This window comes from Psychroserpens citreus, assembly GCF_055686305.1.
The window spans coordinates 2,850,687-2,871,218 of sequence record NZ_CM145999.1; the positions used below are offsets into that span (position 1 = coordinate 2,850,687).

The following is a 20,532-nucleotide window of genomic DNA, read 5'->3' on the forward strand; positions in this document are numbered from 1 at the left end:
TGATTTTAATAAAAATTAAACGAATCTTTTATTTTTCTTCGGAAATGTAAAAGCTTTTAGAATTGTAATCAAATCAGTAACAATTGTTATGTAGTCAATGTAAGAATTTTATCTTTGTTGAGACTATACCTATTTAAAAGGAATTATCATGCGGAAATTATTCTATTTTTTACTCGTTTTGTTATGCCTGAGTTGCAATCTAAATCGACCAGAGGCCTTGAAGGAGGGTGTTTGGAGAGCAGAGTTAAAAGTGTCTGATACTGAAGTGCTACCGTTTAATTTTGAAGTAACGTCTAGAGACGCATTTAAAATTTTTAATGCAGAAGAAGTTATTATGGTTACAGATATAAGCTATTCTAATGACACTGTAGTCTTTAAAGCACCTGTTTTTGAAGGCTATATAGAGGCGGTTTCTAAAAATGGAAAGTTAGTAGGGAACTATGTAAAAGAAAGTTTGGATCGTGTAGTACCTTTTTCAGCCGAATATGGTAAAAAAAACCGTTTTGAAATTAAGAATGATGCACCTAAAGCTGATGTGACAGGAAACTGGGAAGCTGTTTTTAGTCCTAACTCAGATGCTAATCGTTATATTGCTAAAGGGATTTTTAAACAAGAAGGAGCTAAGGTTACAGGGACGTTTAGAACAACAACAGGAGATTATAGATATTTAGAAGGTGTTATGGATGGAGACAAAATGAAGTTATCTACTTTTGATGGTGCTCACGCTTTTTTATTTACTGCTAAAATAAGTGACAGTGTCATGACTGGGTATTTTTATTCAGGGAATCATTGGAAAGAGCCGTTTGTTGCAAAACGCAATGCATCTTATGAGTTACCAAATGCTAATGACCTTACGTTTTTAAATGAAGGATATGATGCTTTAGAATTTACTTTTCCTGATACTGAAGGAACTCAAGTGTCTTTGTCAGATACTAGGTTTAGAGATAAAGTTGTAGTGGTGCAAATTATGGGAACATGGTGTCCAAACTGCCTAGATGAAAGCAAGTATTATTCGGAATTTTATAATAATAATGCCGAAAAAGATATTGAATTCATTGCTTTGGCTTTTGAATATGCAAAAACTGAAGAAGGTGCTTTTAAAAGTATAAAGCGACTTAAGAAAGATGTTGGTATTCAATATCCAATTTTACTAGCCCAATATGGCACTTCTAGTAAAAGCAAGGCTCAAGAAAAATTGCCTATGTTAAATCACGTATTGTCGTACCCAACCTCAATATTTATTGATAAGAAGGGGAAGGTGCGTAAAATACATACTGGATTTAACGGTCCAGCAACTGGAGAGAAATATACTGAATTTCAGGAAGAGTTTACAGGTTTTATTGAAACATTATTAACCGAATAAATGTATTCAACTATCCGTGAATGCTTTCGGAAGTTCCATAGCTTTTAATTAATTCTCCTTCAAATTCTACGAGTTCTTTCCAGCGTTTATCTACATCTATGTCTTTACCATATTTTCTGGCATATCCAATAAAAAGGGTGTAATGTCCTGCTTCGCTTACCATTAAGTCGTAATAAAATTTAGCAAGCTCTTGGTCTTTTAGGTTTTCAGATAAACGTTTAAATCGTTCGCAACTCCTTGCCTCAATCATTGCGGAAAATAAAAGTCGGTCTACCATACTTTGTAAATGACTGCCTCCTTTATTCATAAATTTATAAAGTTGATTGACATAATGATCTTTTCGTTCTCTGCCTAGAGTGTAGCCACGTTTTTTAATTATGTTATGAACCATTTGAAAGTGTTCTAGCTCTTCTTTAGCTAATTCTAATAAATCGGTTACTAAATCTTCATATTGAGAATTATGTGTGATAATGGTAATTGCATTTGTTGCCGCTTTTTGTTCGCACCAAGCATGATCGGTTAGAATGTCTTCTATATTGTCTTCAGCAATCTTTGTCCAACGTGGATCTGTTTCTAATTTTAAGTGAAGCATACTCATAACACTGGTTTTTTTGAATAAGGGAATGTATGTAAAATTATCATAAAGCAATGTTAATTAACAAAAACAAATCATACTTTAACAAGTTTGTAACATCGCTATGTCTGTATTGTATCTACCTTGATATCACAATTTAACTAATACAATCAAAATCATGAAAAAAACAATTACTACGCTTTTTGTGTGTATAATGCTGTCTCTTAGTTTTAGTACTTATGCACAACTCAACACACCAAGAGGAAGTCAACAGGCAACTGTGTCACAACGTGTTGGAGTATCTGATGTTTCAATTACGTATTCAAGACCTAGTGTAAACGATCGAGAAATTTGGGGTAAATTAGTGCCATATGGAATGAATAATCTGGGTTTTGGGACTTCTACAGCTGCACCATGGAGAGCAGGAGCAAACGAAAATACAACGATTACATTTTCACATGATGCTAAAATAGAGGGAAAGGCTATTAAAGCTGGAACCTATGGATTGCATTTAGAAGTCAAACCAGATAATACAGCTACATTAATTTTGTCAAATGATGCCGATGCTTGGGGAAGTTATTTTTATGACGATACCAAAGATGCATTGAGAGCAGAAATCAAAAGTGTATCAGTGCCACATCATGAACTTCTTACTTATGAGTTTGATAATGTTAAGCCTAATTCAGCAACTGCTTCATTGTTGTGGGAGAAAAGGGCGTTTCCGTTTGAAGTATCCTTTGATGTTACAGATATTGTGTTAAATGATTGGCGACAAAAGTCTAAAGGTCAAGCAGGGTTTCAACGTCAAAATTGGGAACAGGCGGCTAATTTTGCATTGAATAATGGAGGTGATTTAAACGAAGCTTTGGGTTGGATAGATAGTGCAATTTCTGGTCAGTTCTTTAGTCAAAAGACATTTAATAATTTGCAGATAAAGTCGCAAATATTGAATAAGTTGGGTAAAACCGAAGATGCTTTAGCAATAATGGATGAGGCACTACCATTAGCGACAATTTTACAAGTGCATCAGTATGGTAGAACACTGATTGCAGGCGGTCAAACGGATAAAGCCTTAGCTGTTTTTAAAATGAATGCAGAGAAGAATGCTGATGTATGGCCAACACATTATGGGTTAGCAAGAGGGTATTCTGCAAAAGGAGATTATAAAACGGCTCTTAAACATTTAAAAAAGGCTTTAGTTAATGCTCCAAATGAAGCTAGTAAAGGAAGGGTTCAGGCTAATATAGATAAGCTTGAAAAAAATGAAGATATCAATTAAAAAACGTTCAGTATCGTTTTGAAGCTCAACTTTTACCTAAGGTTGAGCTTTTTTATTGGTGTTGTATTTATGCTCTATGGAGTACGCGACTAGTAATATTATCTGGGATTATGTTTTTTAATTTTGCAAACTGAAGAGACATATCGCCATCTCTAATATCATCGAGAAGCCATTTTCCATCAGTATATTCCATAATCCAAATCTTTTCTTCGTCATTATAGCCTTTCTTTCCTTTTACTGGTCTTCGAGTGTCTCTGTCAATGAGGTAATCTTCTATATTTGCTGTAATGCTAAACGCAACTTTTGAACCTTCAAAATTGTCGTCTTCAGATATTTCAATATAAAGCGGTTTGATTTTACCTACGCTCTCTAAGTTACATACATTCTTAATATTTTCGGCTTTCCATTGATTTAGATATACCGATTGTTGATTTTGCCAATACCAATGGTTGACATATTCAGAGACTTCCTTCATGTCTTCATTGCTCCATGCATTGTGAACACGAGTAAACACATTGTGCACATTCTTTTCTAAGTTGAGCCATGAAAAATCTTTATTAATCAAACCTATTTTGGAGAGTTCCTGTTTCGCTTTTCTAACTGCAAAAAACTCAACAGTCTTCATGTAAATAATAAGTGGAAGGAAAATAATTGTAAGTAGCGCTAAAATGGTTTTTCCCCACCACGTTTTGAAGAATGCTTTTGCTACAGTGCCTCCAGGTCCAGCATAGACTGGATCTGCATAAAACAGAATGGCAAGTAATATAAAAGTAAAGAGTAGTTGTTTTTGTTTTGGAGTCATTTTGGGAATTTGTTTAAGTGACTTTTAAATTAAAGATACTAATTTATTTAAAAACCATTAGAAGTTAACTAACTTATGTAATTCCAGATATTCTTGAATTTACTTAGTTCTCTATAAGTTTTTAAGATTGTTTTGTGCTCAGGAAATGCTAATGAAGGGTCGCTATTTAATATGCGTTTTGCATGTAATCGAGCGCTTTGCAAAATATCTTTATCTTTTATGATATTGGCAATTTTTAAATTGAGAACACCACTTTGTTGTGTGCCCATGACGTCGCCTGGTCCGCGAAGTTTTAGGTCTACTTCTGCAATTTCAAAACCATCGCTGGTTTTAACCATAGTCTCCAAGCGTGTTTTGCTGTCTTGACTTAGCTTGTAACTTGTCATTAGGATACAGTAACTTTGTTCTGCGCCACGCCCTACGCGGCCTCTTAATTGGTGTAATTGAGCCAATCCAAAACGCTCCGCACTCTCTATAATCATTACAGAAGCATTTGGAACATTTACACCAACTTCGATTACTGTAGTGGCAACCATAATTTGTGTTTCACCTTTAGCAAACCGCTGCATTTCGTAGTCTTTATCTGTGGGTTTCATTTTTCCATGAACTATAGAAATTTGATAGTCTGGTTGCGGAAATTCTCTTACTATACTTTCATAGCCATCCATTAAATCTTTATAGTCTAACGCTGAACTTTCTTGAATTAATGGGTAGACCACATAGATTTGTCTGCCTTTTTTGATTTCATCACGCATGAATCGCATCACTTTGAGTCGATTTGAATCATAGCGATGAACGGTTTTTATGCTTTGTCTTCCTGGAGGTAATTCGTCAATTATTGAGATATCTAAATCGCCATAAACCGACATGGCCAATGTTCTTGGAATTGGTGTTGCCGTCATTACTAAAATATGTGGAGGAGATGTGTTTTTTTTCCATAATTTAGAGCGTTGTGCAACTCCAAATCGGTGTTGTTCATCAATAATTGCAAGCCCTAAATTTTTAAATTTGACCTTGTCTTCAAGTAATGCATGTGTGCCAATTAGGATGTTTAATTCACCATTTTCTAAGGATTCATGAATTTTTCTTCTTTCTAAAGTAGTGCTTGATCCAGTTAGTATTTTTATCCTGATATTCAGTAATTTAGAATACTCTTTAAAACTGTTGTAGTGTTGGACTGACAAAATTTCAGTTGGCGCCATTAAACAGGCTTGAAAACCGTTGTCAAGTGCCATGAGCATTGACATGAAGGCAACTATGGTTTTTCCTGAACCTACATCACCTTGTAATAAGCGGTTCATTTGTGCATTGCTACCTAGATCTTGTCTAATTTCTTTAATTACTCGTTTTTGAGCATTGGTTAGATTGAATGGTAAATGCTCTTTGTAAAAGGTGTTAAAGTAATGGCCTACAGATTTAAAAGGAAAACCTTTTATTTTTGATTTATGAATTAGATTTTTTAAAATTAATTGCAATTGAATATAGAATAGTTCTTCAAATTTTAATCTATATTCTGCACGTGATAAAAGTTCTTGGTGTTTTGGAAAATGTACATTAAAAAGAGCGTCACTTTTTGATATTAAATTAAGTTCAGCGCACAGGTTTTCTGGTAAGGTTTCAGAGAATTGTCCTTTTGTCTCTAAAAAGAGGTTTTGCATGATTTTTGTCATCACACGATTTGTAATGCCTTTGTTTGCTAATTTTTCTGTAGATGGATATACGGCTTGCATTGAAGAGCGTAGACTGGCTTTGTGGTCTGCTAGTAATTCTAATTCCGGATGAGGCATATTGTAGACGCCATTAAACCAGTTTATTTTTCCGAAGATAACATATGGCGTGCTTAGCTTAATACTGTCTCTAATCCACTTTTGTCCTCTAAACCAAACCAACTCCATAGTTCCTGTCTCGTCTCTAAAGGTTCCAATTAAGCGTTTGCCACGTTTTTGAGTGATTTCTTTGAATCCAGTAATCTTTCCAATTATTTGTACTTCAGAGCTATTGCGTTGGAGTTCATTGATTTTGTAATGCTTAGTTCGGTCTAAATATCTGTTAGGAAAAAGGTTGATTAGGTCTTGATAGGTATGTATCCCAAGTTCAGTTCGTAGTAAATCTGCACGATTGGGGCCAACGCCTTTAAGATAATCAATTGGGGTTTGAATATTAGCACTCATAAAGCGAATTTACAGAATTTGCGGCTTAATTTATTTTTTAATTATCGTATTTTGGTGTCATCTTTGATTAAACTTACTTATGAAACGTTTTCCTCAATTGTTTGTCTTTTTATTGGTTTGCAGTTATGTTACTGCTCAGCAAACAAAAGATGTTGACTTTAAAAGAGTAGCAGCAACTATTTTTATTGATCAATTTGAAATAGGAAGTATTTTTGGGACTCCATATAAAATTGAATTCCAAGTTATTAACTCGGTTGACTCAATTTTTATTAATGCTGTTGATATGAAATTTGATAGTGTTCGTCTTAATAATGAAGATGTTGATTTTATTAATACAGGTAAAGAGGTTGTAGTTCTAAATAATTTTAAAAAAGGTAGAGATTATCAATTGCAATTTAATTTTTATGCAAGTCCTAAAAAAGCGATGTATTTTTTTGAAAACAATGATAAAAAACTTGATCAATTGTGGACTCAAGGTCAAGGAATGTATACAAGTCATTGGTTGCCGAGTATAGATGATGTTAATGATAAAATTGAATTCGACTTAACATTTAATACGCCTAAGGATTATGAAGTTATTAGTAATGGGAGGCAGGTAGATAGTATAGTTGGTTTGTTTGGTAATTGGTTCTTTGATATGAAAAAGCCGATATCTAGTTATCTTGTTGCGCTTGCGATTGGAAAGTATAAAAAGAAAACCGAGGTTTCTAAATCAGGTATTCCGTTGGAGTATTACTATTATCCTGAAGATTCGCTCAAAATAGAACCAACCTATCGTTATACAAAGGAGATGTTTGATTTCTTTGAAGAAGAAATCGGAGTTCCGTATCCTTGGCAAAATTACAAACAGGTTCCAGTGAAGGATTTTTTGTATTCAGGAATGGAGAATGTGGGCTTAACGATCTTTTCGGATAGCTTTATGGTTGATTCTATAGCGTTTAATGATAAAAATTATATTACTGTTAATGCTCATGAATTGGCTCACCAATGGTTTGGAAATATGGTTACTGCAAAATCAGATAAGCATCATTGGCTTCAAGAAGGGTTTGCTACTTATTATGCTTTGTTAGCTGAACAAGCTTTATATGGTGAGAATCACTATTATTGGCAATTGTTTGAGAATGCTCAAGAGTTGATTGCTCAAGAGGAGTCTGGTCATAGTACGTCATTACTAGACCCAAAATCTAGCAGTACAACATTTTATAAGAAAGGTGCTTGGGCTTTGCATGTGCTTAGGAAGCAGATTGGTGATTTAGCATTTAGATCTGCGGTAAAGTCATATTTAGAAAAGTATCAGTTTGCTAATGTGGAGACTTCAGATTTTATTGCTGAAGCTGAGCGTACTAGTGGTCAAGATTTGTCGGATTTTGTAAAGGTGTGGCTTGAAGGTGTTAGTTTGCCTGAAGATGCTATGGTAAAGAGTTTGAAACAGTCTTCATTTATGCAGGAGTATTTTATGGTGGATTGCGATGTATATACTTCTAAATGCAAAGATTATGTTTCATCGTATGTTTCTGATAAGGCAAAGATGAAGGTTGTTAGTCAAATTCCTGACAAAATCGATGCTAATGCATTTCAGAATAGTTTAGAGGTGCGCCAAGCAATTGCAAAGCATATGGAGTATATTCCAGAAGCGTTAAAATTGCACTACGAGTCACTTTTAGATGATCAGTCCTATGTAACTATTGAAAACGCTTTATATCATTTGTGGGTTAATTTTCCGCAAAACCGAATTGAATACCTGCACAAAACCAAAGATATTATTGGTTTTAACGATTATAATGTGAGATTGCTTTGGTTAGCGTTACATTTAAATACTATGGAATATCAGTCAAAGCTGAAAAATAAGGTGCTAGGGGAGTTAATTAGTTATTCGTTGAAGCATTACCATTTTGAATTGCGTATTAATGCGTTTAATTATTTAAAACTTCTTGATGCCTTTGAAGAAAAGTCATTGGAAAGTTTGTTGGCGGCAACAAAACATCATAATTGGCGATTTTCAAAGTATGCTAAAGCGTTAGTTTTGGAATTGGAACAAAAGGAAGTTTATAAAAGAATTATAGAAACTCTTAAAAACAAACAGAAATGAGGGCACTTGTAATATCTGGAGGAGGAAGTAAAGGAGCTTTTGCGGGTGGTGTGGCTCAGTATCTTATGGAGGGGCAGGGGCGTGATTACGATATGTTTCTTGGGACGTCTACTGGGAGTTTGCTTGTGCCTCACTTAGCTGTAAATGATATCGGTAAATTGTATGATATTTTTACAAATGTTCAACAGCATGATATTTTTAGTATTAGTCCTTTTGTGCAACGTAAAAAAGGAGATCGAGAATTTGTGTCGATCGATTTTGTGAACTCACTGTGGCAATTTATTCGCATGAAACGTACGTTTGGAGAAAGTAAAGCGTTAAAACGTAACATTAGGCAAAATTTTACTAAAACAGAATATGATAAAATCATAGCTTCTAAAGAAGATGTTGTTGTAACTGTTTCAAATTTGTCAAAAAACAGAGTAGAATATAAGTCAATCAAAGATTATTCTTACGAGGAATTTTGTAACTGGATTTGGATTTCATGTAATTATATTCCATTTATGTCCTTAGCAACAGTAGATGGTTATGAGTATGCTGATGGTGGTTTAGGGTGTGTTATACCAATTAGAGAAGCAATTTTGAGAGGTGCTACTGAGATTGATGCTATTGTTTTAGAGGCAGAACAAATGGAGCGTACTAAAGTTTTGGGTAAGAATCCGTTTTCCTTAATGATGAATTTATTTGGTCATTTATTGGATCAAGTAGAAAAAAACGATGTTGTTATCGGTAAGTTGGCTGCTAAAAACAAAGGTGCTAAGCTTAATTTGTATTACACGCCAACTAGCTTAACTGAAAACTCCTTGATTTTTAGCAAACCATTAATGACAAAGTGGTGGGCTCAAGGCTATGACTATGCTAAGGATAAATTTGAATCAGAAATGTCTTCTGGGTAAAATAAATCACCAAATATTTGATACTTCTTCCTTAATAAATGAAAGTGCAGCATCGCTAGGAGCGCGTTTGTCTATCATGTCTGTTAATAAGGTTTCGCGAAGCTTGTCTGCAGAGTCAATTTTATCTGAAAGTGTAGCTTTTCTAATCATTTGAATTGTAGCATTTTTGGCGGTAGACGTGATGCTCCAGCATTGGTCAGTTACGTAGATTTGTTGTGCTAAATTGTGATCAAATTCTTGTTCAATATTTGATATAAGTAAGGATTCATAATCTTCTTTATTAGAGGATATTGGATTGATTCTAGTTAGTAATTTTGAAGGCTTGATTCTTTCAAGGAAAAGCGATAGTCTTTCGTAGGCTTGAAGTCGCATTGGTAAGCTGTCTTTTTGAAGGTCTTTTTGAATCAAAAAATCTCGACGCTTACTTTCATTTTCTACATGCTCTCTAAAAAATAAAAAGGCAATTGCTCCAGTGATTAAAGCAGGGATGATAAACATTAAAAGGTTCACTAGCTGTTGTTCCATAGTTGGTTTTTATTTGAATGTAAACTTAATAGTTTTTTAATTATTGTATTCATATTTTCCACCCAAATACATACAATCTTTTAAATCCTGCATCGAGGTATATGGCACCTTTGTTTTATGATACATATAGGTGCTAGAAAGTTCTTTTGATAGGTTGTGATCGTCAACATTAACTTCTATGTCATCCATAGTAAATTGACAGGGATGTTCATATCCAGCGGCATGTGTAATTTCGACTAGTTCTTTTCTGAAGGTTTTAAAATACTGAGCTAAGCGTTCAGATTTTAAGGGTACGTTGATTCCATTTTGCAACCACTTACTTTGTGTTGCGACACCAGCAGGACAACGATTAGTATGGCATATCTGTGCTTGTATACAGCCAATACTCATCATAGCCTCACGAGCTACATTAATGCAATCTGCTCCCATAGCAAAAGCCATCGCTGCTTTAGCAGGAAATCCTAGTTTTCCACTTCCAATAAATACTATTCGTTCAGATAAGCCTTTCTTTTGAAATAGTTTGTACAAATCCCCAAATCCATATACCCAAGGTAATGACACATGATCAGCAAAGCTTGGAGGAGCAGCTCCAGTTCCCCCTTCGCCGCCATCAACAGTTATGAAATCTGGGCCCTTACCAGTTTTGAGCATAACATCTGCAAGTTCTTTCCATTGATCAAGTTTTCCTATAGCTGCTTTGATGCCTACAGGTAATCCTGTTTCTTCAGCAATGGCTTCAATAAAATCGACCATTTCTGGAATTGTTGAAAATGCTTTATGATTTGGAGGAGAGAGTACAGTTTTACCTTCTTCAACACCTCTGATTTCTGCAATTTCTTTTGTGATTTTTGAGCCTGGAAGCACACCGCCTTTTCCTGGTTTTGCGCCTTGTGATAGCTTTACCTCAATAGCACGAATAAAAGGGTTGTTTTCTACTAGTTTTTTCATTTTCTCCATAGAGAAGCCACCGTCTTCTGCACGTACTCCAAAGTATCCTGTTCCGAAGTGAAACACTACATCTCCACCATGGCTGTGGTAAGGAGATAATCCACCTTCACCTGTGTTATGGTAGGCATGAGCGATTTTTACTCCCTTGTTGAGAGACTCTATAGCTTTAGCAGAAAGTGATCCAAAACTCATTGCAGAAACGTTAATAACGGATGCAGGTCGATAAGGTTTTCTACGCTTGTTAAATTCTCCCATTATTTTAGCACACGGCAAGAATGACTTATCTATGCTGTTTGGATGATTTTCATCAGTTTTAAAGGGGAACATTGCATTATTGATGAACAAATGCTGATGTGCATAAATATCTCTATCGGTACCGAAACCTTCATAGTTGTTTTCTTTTTTCGCCGAGGCATAAATCCAACCACGTTCAATCCGATTAAATGGTAATTCTTCTCGGTTATTTGCTACAAAATATTGACGCATTTCTGGACCTATGCTTTCAAGCCAGTATCGTAAATGTCCTATTACTGGGAAGTTATGACTAATAGTATGCTTGTTTTGAAAGAAAATATCACGAATGGCAATAATTGCAACAACAATAATAATCCACATCCACCAAGAGATGTTAGACATGAAATTTAAAACAGTATCCATATAATTCTAATGAGCTATAAAAGTAATTATAATTGAAATAAGTATGATTAGTTATTTAAATAATCTAAGGCTAAATGAGTCATGGTCTTTACACCGAGTAATAGTCCATCATCATCAATTTTAAAATCAGGAGTATGATGTGGGAAAGCTTCAGTATTTCCTGGTGTCATACCTCCTAAAAAGAAATAAAACCCAGGAATGATTTCTTGGAAATAGGAAAAATCCTCACCTCCAGTTGTAGCTTTTCTTAAGCGTACATTTTTATCACCAGCGATACGCTTCATTGTTGGAAGCATTTGATCGACTAGGTCAAAATCATTGTAAGTAATTGTTGTGTTATTTTGAAAAGTAATGGTAGCTTCTCCGCCGTAAGCTTTAGCAATATCAGTAGACATTTCGGTCATTCGTTTTTCGATCAAGGCTTTCATATCTGGATCTAGAGTTCTTACAGTTCCAATTAATTCGGCACTTTCAGGAATGATATTAAAACGAGTACCAGCTGTTATTTTGCCTACTGTAATTACCGCAGCTTCATCTACTAATTTAGATTCGCGGCTAATAATGGTTTGCAGTCCGTCAATAATCTTTGCTGAAATTAATATGGGATCGACACCTTGCCATGGTCGACCTCCATGGGTTTGTTTTCCTTTGACATTAATAACAAAACGCTCTACAGATGCCATGATGCCACCTTTTTTGTAATGAATAGTGCCAACTTCGTAGTTAGAACGTATGTGTAATCCAAATATAGCATCTACTTTTGGGTTTTCTAAAACTCCTTCTTTTATCATGAGTTTTGCTCCGCCTTCTTCACCAGGAGGAGGGCCTTCTTCTGCAGGTTGAAAAATGAATTTTATTGTGCCTTTAATCTTGTCTTTATGTTTGGACAATACTTCTGCTACTCCCATTAAAATTGCTGTATGGGTATCATGTCCACAAGCATGCATAACACCTGTTTTTGTGCCTAAAAATTCAGTTTCTACTTGGCTTTTAAAAGGTAGGTCATTGCGTTCTGTTACGGGCAAAGCATCAATATCAGCCCTTAAAGCTACTACCTTTCCAGGTAAATCACCTTTCAATAAACCTACCACACCTGTGATAGCAACTCCAGTCTTGACTTCTAAGCCTAAGGACTTCAAATGTGCAGCAATCTTTTCAGCAGTTTTGTATTCTCTATTAGAGAGTTCTGGGTTTTGATGAAAATCATGACGCCATTCGATGACTTTAGATTCGATATCTATGATATCTTTTTCTAGATCATTTTGCGAAAACGCGGTTACATTTCCGAAGAAAAAACACAATAAAAACAAGTAGCGCATTGAATTATATATTTAAGTTTGAGCCTAAAGATATTCAAAAAAATGTTAAGTAAAATTGAATTAAAAATTGTTTATAATTATTTATAAAATCGTTTAGTAAAAACTAGGCATTTGGTTAATTTCACAGTTCATAAAATCTAACACTTTTGGAGAAGTATTTAAGTCAGTTAAACGATGAGCAACTAGCACCTACATTGCAAAAAGATGGTCCAATGATTGTTATTGCTGGTGCGGGTTCTGGTAAGACGCGAGTACTAACATATCGTATTGCGTATTTGATGAGTCAAGGTGTTGATCCGTTTAATATATTGGCATTAACTTTTACGAATAAAGCGGCTCGTGAGATGAAAGGTCGAATAGCTGATATTGTTGGGTCAAGTGAAGCAAAGAATTTGTGGATGGGAACTTTTCACTCTGTTTTTGCAAAGATCCTTCGTTTTGAAGCTGACCGTTTAGGTTTTCCGAGTAATTTTACCATTTATGATACTCAGGATTCTGATCGTTTAATTTCATCTATAATAAAAGAGATGGGATTAGATAAAGATGTATATAAGTATAAGCAAGTTAGATCTAGAATTTCCTCATATAAAAACAGCTTGATAACTGTTAAAGCTTATTTTCAGAACCCAGAACTTGTTGAGGCTGATACAGCAGCTAGAAGACCACGTTTAGGAGAGATTTATAAAAACTATGTGGATCGTTGCTTTAAGGCTGGAGCCATGGATTTTGATGATTTATTGTTAAAGACTAATGAACTATTAACCCGATTTCCTGATGTATTAGCTAAATACCAAGATCGCTTTAGATATATATTAGTTGACGAGTATCAAGATACTAATCATTCTCAGTATTTGATAGTAAGAGCTTTGTCAGATCGCTTTCAAAATATTTGTGTTGTAGGTGATGATGCACAGAGTATTTATGCGTTTCGTGGTGCAAATATTAATAATATTCTAAATTTTCAACGCGATTATGACGATGTTAAGGTATTTAGGTTAGAGCAAAATTATCGTTCAACCAAGAATATTGTTCATGCTGCAAACTCTATAATTGATAAAAACCAAACGAAACTAGATAAAGTGGTTTGGACGGCCAATGATGAAGGTCCGAAAATAAAAGTGAATCGTTTGATGACCGATGGAGATGAAGGTCGTTTTGTTGCCAGTTCTATTTTTGAAAATAAAATGCAGCATCAGCTTAAGGACAATGATTTTGCTGTGTTGTACAGAACCAATGCGCAATCACGTTCAATTGAAGATGCCTTAAGAAAACGTGATATACCCTATAGGATTTATGGAGGCTTATCTTTTTATCAACGTAAAGAAATTAAGGACGTGCTCTCGTATTTACGATTGGTGATTAATCCAGCTGATGAAGAAGCGCTAAAACGAATTATCAATTTTCCGAAGCGAAGTATAGGGCAAACTACTGTAGACAAGCTCGTGGTTGCTGCTAATGGTTATAATCGTTCCATATTTGAAGTGATGAAGCATATTGATAAAACAGAAGTCAATGTGAATGCTGGAACACGTACAAAACTTAAAGATTTTGTGACAATGATTGAGAGTTTTCAAGTCATGAATCAAACTGCTAATGCTTTTGAATTGGCAGAACATATTACTAAGACAACTGGAATTATTAGAGCATTCAATAATGAAGGGACACCAGAAGATATTGCACGACTCGAGAATATTGAAGAATTGTTAAATGGTATTAAAGATTTTGTTGAGGGGCAAGTGGAGATTGCTGATGCGACTGGTAGTATTGCAGAGTTTTTAGAAGATGTGGCTTTAGCTACCGATTTAGATAATGATAAAGGTGATGATGAGCGTGTTGCTTTAATGACCATACATTTAGCTAAAGGTTTAGAATTTCCTTATGTCTATATTGTAGGTATGGAAGAGGACTTGTTTCCGAGTGCAATGAGTATGAATACGCGAAGTGAGTTAGAGGAGGAACGCCGATTATTTTATGTGGCATTAACTAGAGCAGAGAAGCAAGCGTATTTAACATATACATTATCACGATACCGTTGGGGAAAGCTTATTGATGCTGAACCTAGTCGCTTTATAGAAGAAATAGATGATCAATATTTAGATGTGATGACACCTATTAATGAGCCTAGACAAAACCCAATGTTAAGTGCAGATATATTTGGTGATGTTGAGCCTAACCGTATTAGATTTAAAAAGCCAATAAAACGAAAATCTGAAACGAAACCTCCAAAATTTGTTGCGCCAAAAAATTTAAAGCGAGTATCAAAAAGTTCTCCTTCTGATAATACTAATTTATTTGATGGTAAACTCACTGTTGGAAATGTTGTTGAGCATACGCGTTTTGGAAAAGGTGAGGTTGTTAAGATAGAAGGTAAAGGTCCTGATACTAAAGCTGAAATTAATTTTGAAGTTGGAGGTGTAAAAAAACTACTATTACGTTTTGCGAAATTAGATATTTTAGGTTAATTATTTCACCATAAAAACAGAGTTGACATTACCCTTGCCATCGTACTCTCTAACAGGATTTTCTGGATCTAAAATCCATTTTCCATCAATAATAAACTTATAGTAATGTTTACCTGCAGGTAATGGCATGCGATAGGTCCAATATTCATTATCTCCTTTTTTCATTTGGATTTCGTTTTCATTCCAATCATTAAATGATCCTGCTAAAATAACACGACTAGCTCTTTTGTGTCCTTTGAGTAAAAAGGTTACATATTTACCTACATTAAGATAGGAATTATAGTCATCAAATTCGTTAATAACCTTAGATGGGTTTGAAGGATCTTCCATCCAATGACCATCTACAATAAAACGATATTCATACTCTCCAGGCTTAATATTAAGTTTGATTTCCCAGCCATTGTCTATACGATACATCTGAAATTCATCAGGATCCCATCTATTGAAAGATCCAGTGACGATGACATTATTTGCGTCTTCGTAGCCTTTTAACCTAAAACGTACATTCCCTTTTTTATTCGGAATAGCAGCATTGGTGTCCATTTTTAAGTTATACACATTTAAAAGGCTTCCTTTTTTTTGCGCTAATTTAATATTTGAATCCTCTTGAGAAGGTTCTGCCCAATATTGATTGTTAACAACAAATTTAAATTCCCATGTAAATTCGTCTTTAAAGTCGTTAATATTTTTTCTAAGCTCATATGTCGTATCACTAATCTTTGTCATAGCCCAATTGTACAGCGACCAATTATTAAATTCGCCAGCAACTACGACATTTTCAATGGTTAAGTCTTCAAACTTTATGCGTTCATCTGTGTTGTGATCTGTATATTTCTCATAATCTTCTTTATGAAATGTGAATACTACATCATTGCCTTCAAAGCGATAGCCTTTGTCTTTCTTTTGTGCAAAAGATATGCTAGTTGCAAGTGCAATTATAATGATGATAATATGTTTGTAAAAGTGATTCACTGTTTTATGATAGGGAACTCTACAAAGAAAAGCTTTTCTTTTTTGTAATTTATGATGGTACGTTGTTGTCTGAAAAACTCATATCCTAAAACTCCATCTACAGATGTTCCAAAAGCTTCATTCATCTGATTGAGATTTGTGAGTATAGTTTCCATAGGAGCAAAATAAATTTGATCGGTTAATTTAACTCGATACAATTTCCCTGCCAAAACTTCTATTTTCTTTCCACTAGCACCAACAAGCATTAGTCTTTTAGATGGATAGAAGTATTTCAGGATTTTTTTACTTGTTCTTTTGTTGAGTTGATTGTATTCGGCTCCTGAATCTAATGCGAATTTGAGTTTGCGATCATTAATATTGGCTTCTAATACTATCGTGTGTTTTTTCAATTTGAAATTGACAGTATCTATAATTGTTTCTAAATAACCTCTTTTATCAAGTTTAACACCTTTAGAATCTATTTTGGATAATGTAATCTGATTCAAATACATATCAATAAAGACTTCATAATCTTTCAGGATATTATAGCCTATGATACCTAGTAGATGAATTTTTTTGCTGACTTCAATATGTGATAAATCAATGACATCTGAGTTTTTATCTTCAAGAACTAAACCTTTAATGATAAATTGCTTTAATCTTTTTTCTATAGGATTGTCAATAACATCAATCACTCCTGAGGTTTTTCTATTACTGGCATTCGAAATTCCAGTTTCAAAATGTACTTTGTTTAAGATTAAAGTTTCTGAACCTGTATCAACAATAAAGTTTCCTTTTTTATTTAATAATTCTGCCTCAATAACGATGAGGTTGTCTATAAGTTTAAATGGAATTCTGGTTGTGTAATTATTTAGAATTTCAGCTTTAGGAAAAGACATAGTGGCTTTTGCTCCTTTGTTGGCAAAAGATGGTAGCGATAATGTAAAAAGCAATATGAGGAGGTAGAGGTTCCGCATACTATAAAGACGTTAAAACATTAAAAATGTTACACTAATTTTCTAGGTGGGTTTCGGTAAAAGCCTTGAGTTTTGTCCAGGTATCTAAAAGCTCTAATCCAACCCAGCCATGACCAGCGTTTGGATATAAAGTGAATTGATTAACAACACCTAAATCTGAAAGTTTCTCTTCCATATCTTCACCTTGACTTGTAGGAACAAGAGGATCTTGTCCACCATAAAATAGAATAGTGGGAGGCGCAGTTGATGTTACCTGATGGTACGGGCTAACTTCTTCTAAAAATTCAATAGAGGTATCAATGCCAAAAGTTTCAATAAGTTCATCTAACAATGGATTATTACTTTCTAAATAAGCTGGATCTGTAAAATTTGTTGGGCCTACAATACTTGCAACCATTTCTACGTCATTATCGGAGTCAAATGCATAACTCCAAAGCATCGACAAATGCGCTCCAGCACTTGTGCCAAGAAATGCAATATCACTCGATATGACATATTCATTTTGATTGGCTTTTAAAAAGTCAATAATAGCCGTAATGTCATTAATTTGCATAGGATAAGGCTGGTTGTTCTCATCGGCTAATCTATAATTAATATTTACGATAGCTACATCGGGTAAATCTTGACGGATTAAATCTTTTATTGGATTCATATCATTTTTGTCACCAGATGTCCATCCACCACCATGAACTAAAATCATAACCTTTGTTGTTATGGTTCTATTGGCAGGTAAATAAATATCAAATATTTGTTCGCTATCAGTTCCGTAAGCCACATTTAGCTCTTGGCGGAATTCTAAAGGTGATTCATTTTGTGGATCGTTAGAATTTGTGTCATCTTCAGAACAAGAATATATTCCGAAGGAAATAAAAAGCAGTAGTAAAGTAGTCTTTATAGCTTTCATGATGAAATATTTAATTACTTTGTAAACGCAAATGTAATATACAATATTATGGCTGAACTGATTAAAATTTATGAGGAAAACCCTAATCCTAAGGAAATTAAAAAGGTTGTTGATGTATTGAAGCGAGGTGGATTAATTATTTATCCTACAGATACAGTTTATGGTTTAGGCTGTGATATTACTAATATAAAGGCGTTAGAGAAGATTGCAAGAATAAAAGGTGTGAAACTTGAAAAATCTAATTTTTCATTTATATGTGAGGATTTAAGTAACCTGAGCGATTATGTGAAGCAAATTGATACAACAACGTTTAAAATATTAAAGCGTGCACTTCCTGGTCCATACACTTTTATCCTTCCTGGTTCAAAGAGTTTGCCTCATCCTTTTAAAAAGAAAAAAACAGTTGGTATTCGTGTACCAGATAATGCTATTGCGCTTGAAATTGTAAATCAGTTGGGCAATCCTATTATATCGACATCTATCAGAGATGACGATTATGTTGTGGAGTATACAACCGATCCAGAGTTAATTCTTGAAAAATGGGACAACCTTGTCGATTTGGTTATAGATGCTGGTTATGGAGGAAATGAGGCGTCTACAGTTATTGACTTGTCTGAAGATGAACCATTTATTGTAAGGGAAGGGAAAGGGAGTTTAGAGATTTTTTAGGGTATTAAAAATTCAATAATTTATATAGAACGTTGTAGCTATGTTGATTTAAAAAAAGCTTTAAATCAATGGTTGGGTTTGTATTGTAAAGAACTTGAAAAGGATTACGCATTTTTGCTTCATAAAAATGGAAGAGGAAAACATATTGTAGAAGTTGATAATAGGCTAACTAATCTTCAGTTCTTTTTTCTTGTAAACTATTTAAAATATCCTCAGTATATTGACTATTCGCCTTATATCAAGGGTTATACGAATGTGAAAGATAATGTTCTTTTTTCTGAAGACGAATTGGGTGACCGTATTATGGTGCTACTACCTGAAGATGATAAAGTCTTAGATAGTGTAAATGTTGTTACTACTAAAGGTGATTTTTATAGTATTGATTTTAAGCCCAAACGCTTTAAATTTAAAGCGATGAAATTCTTTTCAGAACCCTTATTTAGTATTGATATGGTTACACATACTCAATCTATAAAGGTGCCAGAACCTTTACCAGATGATTACAATCCATTTGTAAATCATAAATCATTTGAAAAGCGGTTTTATATAATTGCTTCAATTTTTATACTATTATTTTTAGTATCTATTCATTACATTGATTCTAAATTGCATAACACCTATTATGTGTTTTTAACATTAGCACCTTTTGGCTGGGTTTATTTTGAGCATGATTATTTATTCAAAGCTAGGCACTATCTCAAAATGCTAGTGTTTTCTATTCTTATTATGAGTATTGGTTATTATGCTATAAAACAAAATTTGATTGCAGACTCGTTTACATTTTTTAGTGTTTTAACAAGTTCCTTTTTGTTTTTAATTTTTCAAAAACTATTATCTTCTATTTATATTTTTTTGTTCAAGAAGAGGCCAGATTATATGAATGAATCTTCAAGTACTAAGTATCTTTATGAAGTCCCTCTGTTGTTAATCACTATTTTCTCTTCTATATTTTTATATGATGTTTATGCTCATTTATTAGCATAAAAAAAGCTCAATCTAAAGATTGAGCTTTTGATTTTATGTTTCTACCGAATTAATTTTCAGCAGATAAATTTTTCATTTCTTCTTCGATCATTTCATAGAATTGATCAATTTTAGGAAGCACAACAACGCGTGTACGTCTGTTTTTTGCTCTATTTTCAGCGGTATCATTATCAGCCAAAGGCACATAACTACTACGGCCTGCAGCTATTAATTGTCCAGGGTTTACACCAAGTTCTTGTAATACACGAATAATAGATGTAGAACGTTTAACACTCAAATCCCAATTGTCTACTAAATCTCCTTTGCTATAAGAACGACTATCTGTATGACCTTCAATCATAGCTTCAAAATCAGGCTTACTTTGAATTACTTTAGCAACTTTAGCTAGTACATCTTTTGCTTGACTAGTAACATTATAACTTCCGCTTTTGAATAATAATTTGTCTGCAATTGAAATAAATACAACTCCTTTTTCAACATTAACTTCAATGTCTGGATCATCGATACCAACAGCTTTCTTTAAACTCGTTACAATAGCTAAAGTAACACTGTCTTTTTTTGTTAAAGCATCTTGAAGGCGCGAAATTTTCAGATCTTTTTCTTTTAGACTTTCTAATGATTTTTCAAGATTTTCTGCACCTTTTTGGGTTAAAGTCGTTAAGTTTCCTTTAGTGTCTATTAAATCTTGATTTGCTTTACGTAAATCATCTAGTTGATCTTTCATAGCATCAACTCTGGCTAGAGCAGCAGCTTTATCTGATAAGCAGCTGTTCAATTTTACAGTAGCAGTATTTAATAAATCTTGCGTTTCTTTTTGTTTTTCTTCTAGTGCCATAAATTCTTTCTTAGACACACATGAAGTTAAAATCAACATCCCAGCAACACTTAATAGCATTAATTTTTTCATAATAAAGTTTAATAATTAGTTGTTATTTAACGTACCAAAATTATACAAAAGAATA

Annotated in this window: 17 protein-coding genes; 7 read left to right on the forward strand and 10 right to left on the reverse strand. The window is 34.0% G+C overall.

Translation table 11 applies throughout. The features are described 5' to 3' along the window. Nucleotides 1-148: 148 nt before the first annotated feature. Nucleotides 149-1,363: a peroxiredoxin family protein gene (locus ACTU6T_RS12795; protein WP_460218586.1), complete on the forward strand. Its 1,215-nt coding sequence runs from the start codon at nucleotides 149-151 to the stop codon at nucleotides 1,361-1,363. A gap of 10 nt (nucleotides 1,364-1,373) precedes the next feature. Here ACTU6T_RS12795 and ACTU6T_RS12800 read toward each other — a convergent pair whose 3' ends face one another. Then, nucleotides 1,374-1,955: a MiaE family protein gene (locus ACTU6T_RS12800; RefSeq protein WP_460220768.1), complete on the reverse strand. Its 582-nt coding sequence runs from the start codon at nucleotides 1,953-1,955 to the stop codon at nucleotides 1,374-1,376. 160 nt (nucleotides 1,956-2,115) lie between these two features. Between ACTU6T_RS12800 and ACTU6T_RS12805 the strand changes: the two genes are divergently transcribed. Next, a complete protein-coding gene (locus tag ACTU6T_RS12805) occupies nucleotides 2,116-3,216 on the forward strand; it encodes a DUF2911 domain-containing protein (protein WP_460218587.1) in 1,101 nt (366 codons plus the stop codon). 67 nt (nucleotides 3,217-3,283) lie between these two features. On the opposite strand, the gene ACTU6T_RS12810 is transcribed toward ACTU6T_RS12805, so the two are convergent. Both ACTU6T_RS12810 and recG read right to left on the reverse strand, forming a co-directional pair. After that, a complete protein-coding gene (locus ACTU6T_RS12810) occupies nucleotides 3,284-4,018 on the reverse strand; it encodes a Tim44 domain-containing protein (protein WP_460218588.1) in 735 nt (244 codons plus the stop codon). Between the two features lie 68 nt (nucleotides 4,019-4,086). After that, nucleotides 4,087-6,189, reverse strand: coding sequence for an ATP-dependent DNA helicase RecG (recG, locus tag ACTU6T_RS12815; RefSeq protein WP_460218589.1), 2,103 nt, complete (start codon nucleotides 6,187-6,189; stop codon nucleotides 4,087-4,089). Between the two features lie 79 nt (nucleotides 6,190-6,268). On the opposite strand from recG, the gene ACTU6T_RS12820 reads away from it, so the two are divergent. Next, nucleotides 6,269-8,278, forward strand: a complete 2,010-nt coding sequence (locus ACTU6T_RS12820; RefSeq protein WP_460218590.1) for a M1 family metallopeptidase — start codon at nucleotides 6,269-6,271, stop codon at nucleotides 8,276-8,278. Beyond that, complete coding sequence (locus tag ACTU6T_RS12825) at nucleotides 8,275-9,174, forward strand: patatin-like phospholipase family protein (RefSeq protein ID WP_460218591.1); 900 nt, start codon at nucleotides 8,275-8,277, stop codon at nucleotides 9,172-9,174. The genes ACTU6T_RS12820 and ACTU6T_RS12825 overlap by 4 nt, the downstream gene beginning before the upstream one ends. A 6-nt stretch (nucleotides 9,175-9,180) precedes the next feature. On the opposite strand, the gene ACTU6T_RS12830 is transcribed toward ACTU6T_RS12825, so the two are convergent. From ACTU6T_RS12830 to ACTU6T_RS12840, 3 genes are read right to left on the reverse strand one after another with little or no spacing between them, the layout of a single operon-like run. Next, nucleotides 9,181-9,699 (reverse strand): DUF7935 family protein, encoded by a 519-nt coding sequence (locus ACTU6T_RS12830; RefSeq protein WP_460218592.1) that lies wholly within the window; start codon nucleotides 9,697-9,699, stop codon nucleotides 9,181-9,183. A gap of 36 nt (nucleotides 9,700-9,735) precedes the next feature. Continuing rightward, nucleotides 9,736-11,304, reverse strand: coding sequence for an FMN-binding glutamate synthase family protein (locus tag ACTU6T_RS12835; protein ID WP_460218593.1), 1,569 nt, complete (start codon nucleotides 11,302-11,304; stop codon nucleotides 9,736-9,738). 47 nt (nucleotides 11,305-11,351) lie between these two features. After that, a complete protein-coding gene (locus ACTU6T_RS12840; RefSeq protein WP_460218594.1) occupies nucleotides 11,352-12,623 on the reverse strand; it encodes an amidohydrolase in 1,272 nt (423 codons plus the stop codon). A 146-nt stretch (nucleotides 12,624-12,769) separates the two neighbouring features. On the opposite strand from ACTU6T_RS12840, the gene ACTU6T_RS12845 reads away from it, so the two are divergent. Further along, on the forward strand, nucleotides 12,770-15,085 hold the full coding sequence (locus tag ACTU6T_RS12845; protein WP_460218595.1) for an ATP-dependent helicase: 2,316 nt from the start codon (nucleotides 12,770-12,772) through the stop codon (nucleotides 15,083-15,085). Here the strand turns inward: ACTU6T_RS12845 and ACTU6T_RS12850 are convergent, their stop codons facing one another. From ACTU6T_RS12850 to ACTU6T_RS12860, 3 genes are read right to left on the reverse strand one after another with little or no spacing between them, the layout of a single operon-like run. Beyond that, nucleotides 15,086-16,057, reverse strand: a complete 972-nt coding sequence (locus tag ACTU6T_RS12850) for an early set domain-containing protein (RefSeq protein WP_460218596.1) — start codon at nucleotides 16,055-16,057, stop codon at nucleotides 15,086-15,088. Beyond that, nucleotides 16,054-17,013 (reverse strand): pepsin/retropepsin-like aspartic protease family protein, encoded by a 960-nt coding sequence (locus tag ACTU6T_RS12855; protein ID WP_460218597.1) that lies wholly within the window; start codon nucleotides 17,011-17,013, stop codon nucleotides 16,054-16,056. The genes ACTU6T_RS12850 and ACTU6T_RS12855 overlap by 4 nt, the downstream gene beginning before the upstream one ends. 34 nt (nucleotides 17,014-17,047) lie before the next feature. Next, nucleotides 17,048-18,031 carry an alpha/beta hydrolase fold domain-containing protein gene (locus tag ACTU6T_RS12860; protein WP_460220769.1) on the reverse strand — a complete coding sequence of 328 codons (984 nt, stop codon included), beginning with the start codon at nucleotides 18,029-18,031 and terminating at the stop codon, nucleotides 17,048-17,050. On the opposite strand from ACTU6T_RS12860, the gene ACTU6T_RS12865 reads away from it, so the two are divergent. Both ACTU6T_RS12865 and ACTU6T_RS12870 read left to right on the forward strand, forming a co-directional pair. Then, complete coding sequence (locus ACTU6T_RS12865; RefSeq protein WP_460218598.1) at nucleotides 17,966-18,586, forward strand: L-threonylcarbamoyladenylate synthase; 621 nt, start codon at nucleotides 17,966-17,968, stop codon at nucleotides 18,584-18,586. The two genes, ACTU6T_RS12860 and ACTU6T_RS12865, sit on opposite strands and share 66 nt — an antisense overlap. A 78-nt stretch (nucleotides 18,587-18,664) precedes the next feature. Then, nucleotides 18,665-19,570, forward strand: a complete 906-nt coding sequence (locus tag ACTU6T_RS12870) for a hypothetical protein (RefSeq protein WP_460218599.1) — start codon at nucleotides 18,665-18,667, stop codon at nucleotides 19,568-19,570. A gap of 49 nt (nucleotides 19,571-19,619) precedes the next feature. On the opposite strand, the gene ACTU6T_RS12875 is transcribed toward ACTU6T_RS12870, so the two are convergent. Then, complete coding sequence (locus tag ACTU6T_RS12875; protein WP_460218600.1) at nucleotides 19,620-20,477, reverse strand: OmpA/MotB family protein; 858 nt, start codon at nucleotides 20,475-20,477, stop codon at nucleotides 19,620-19,622. Nucleotides 20,478-20,532: the final 55 nt, after the last annotated feature.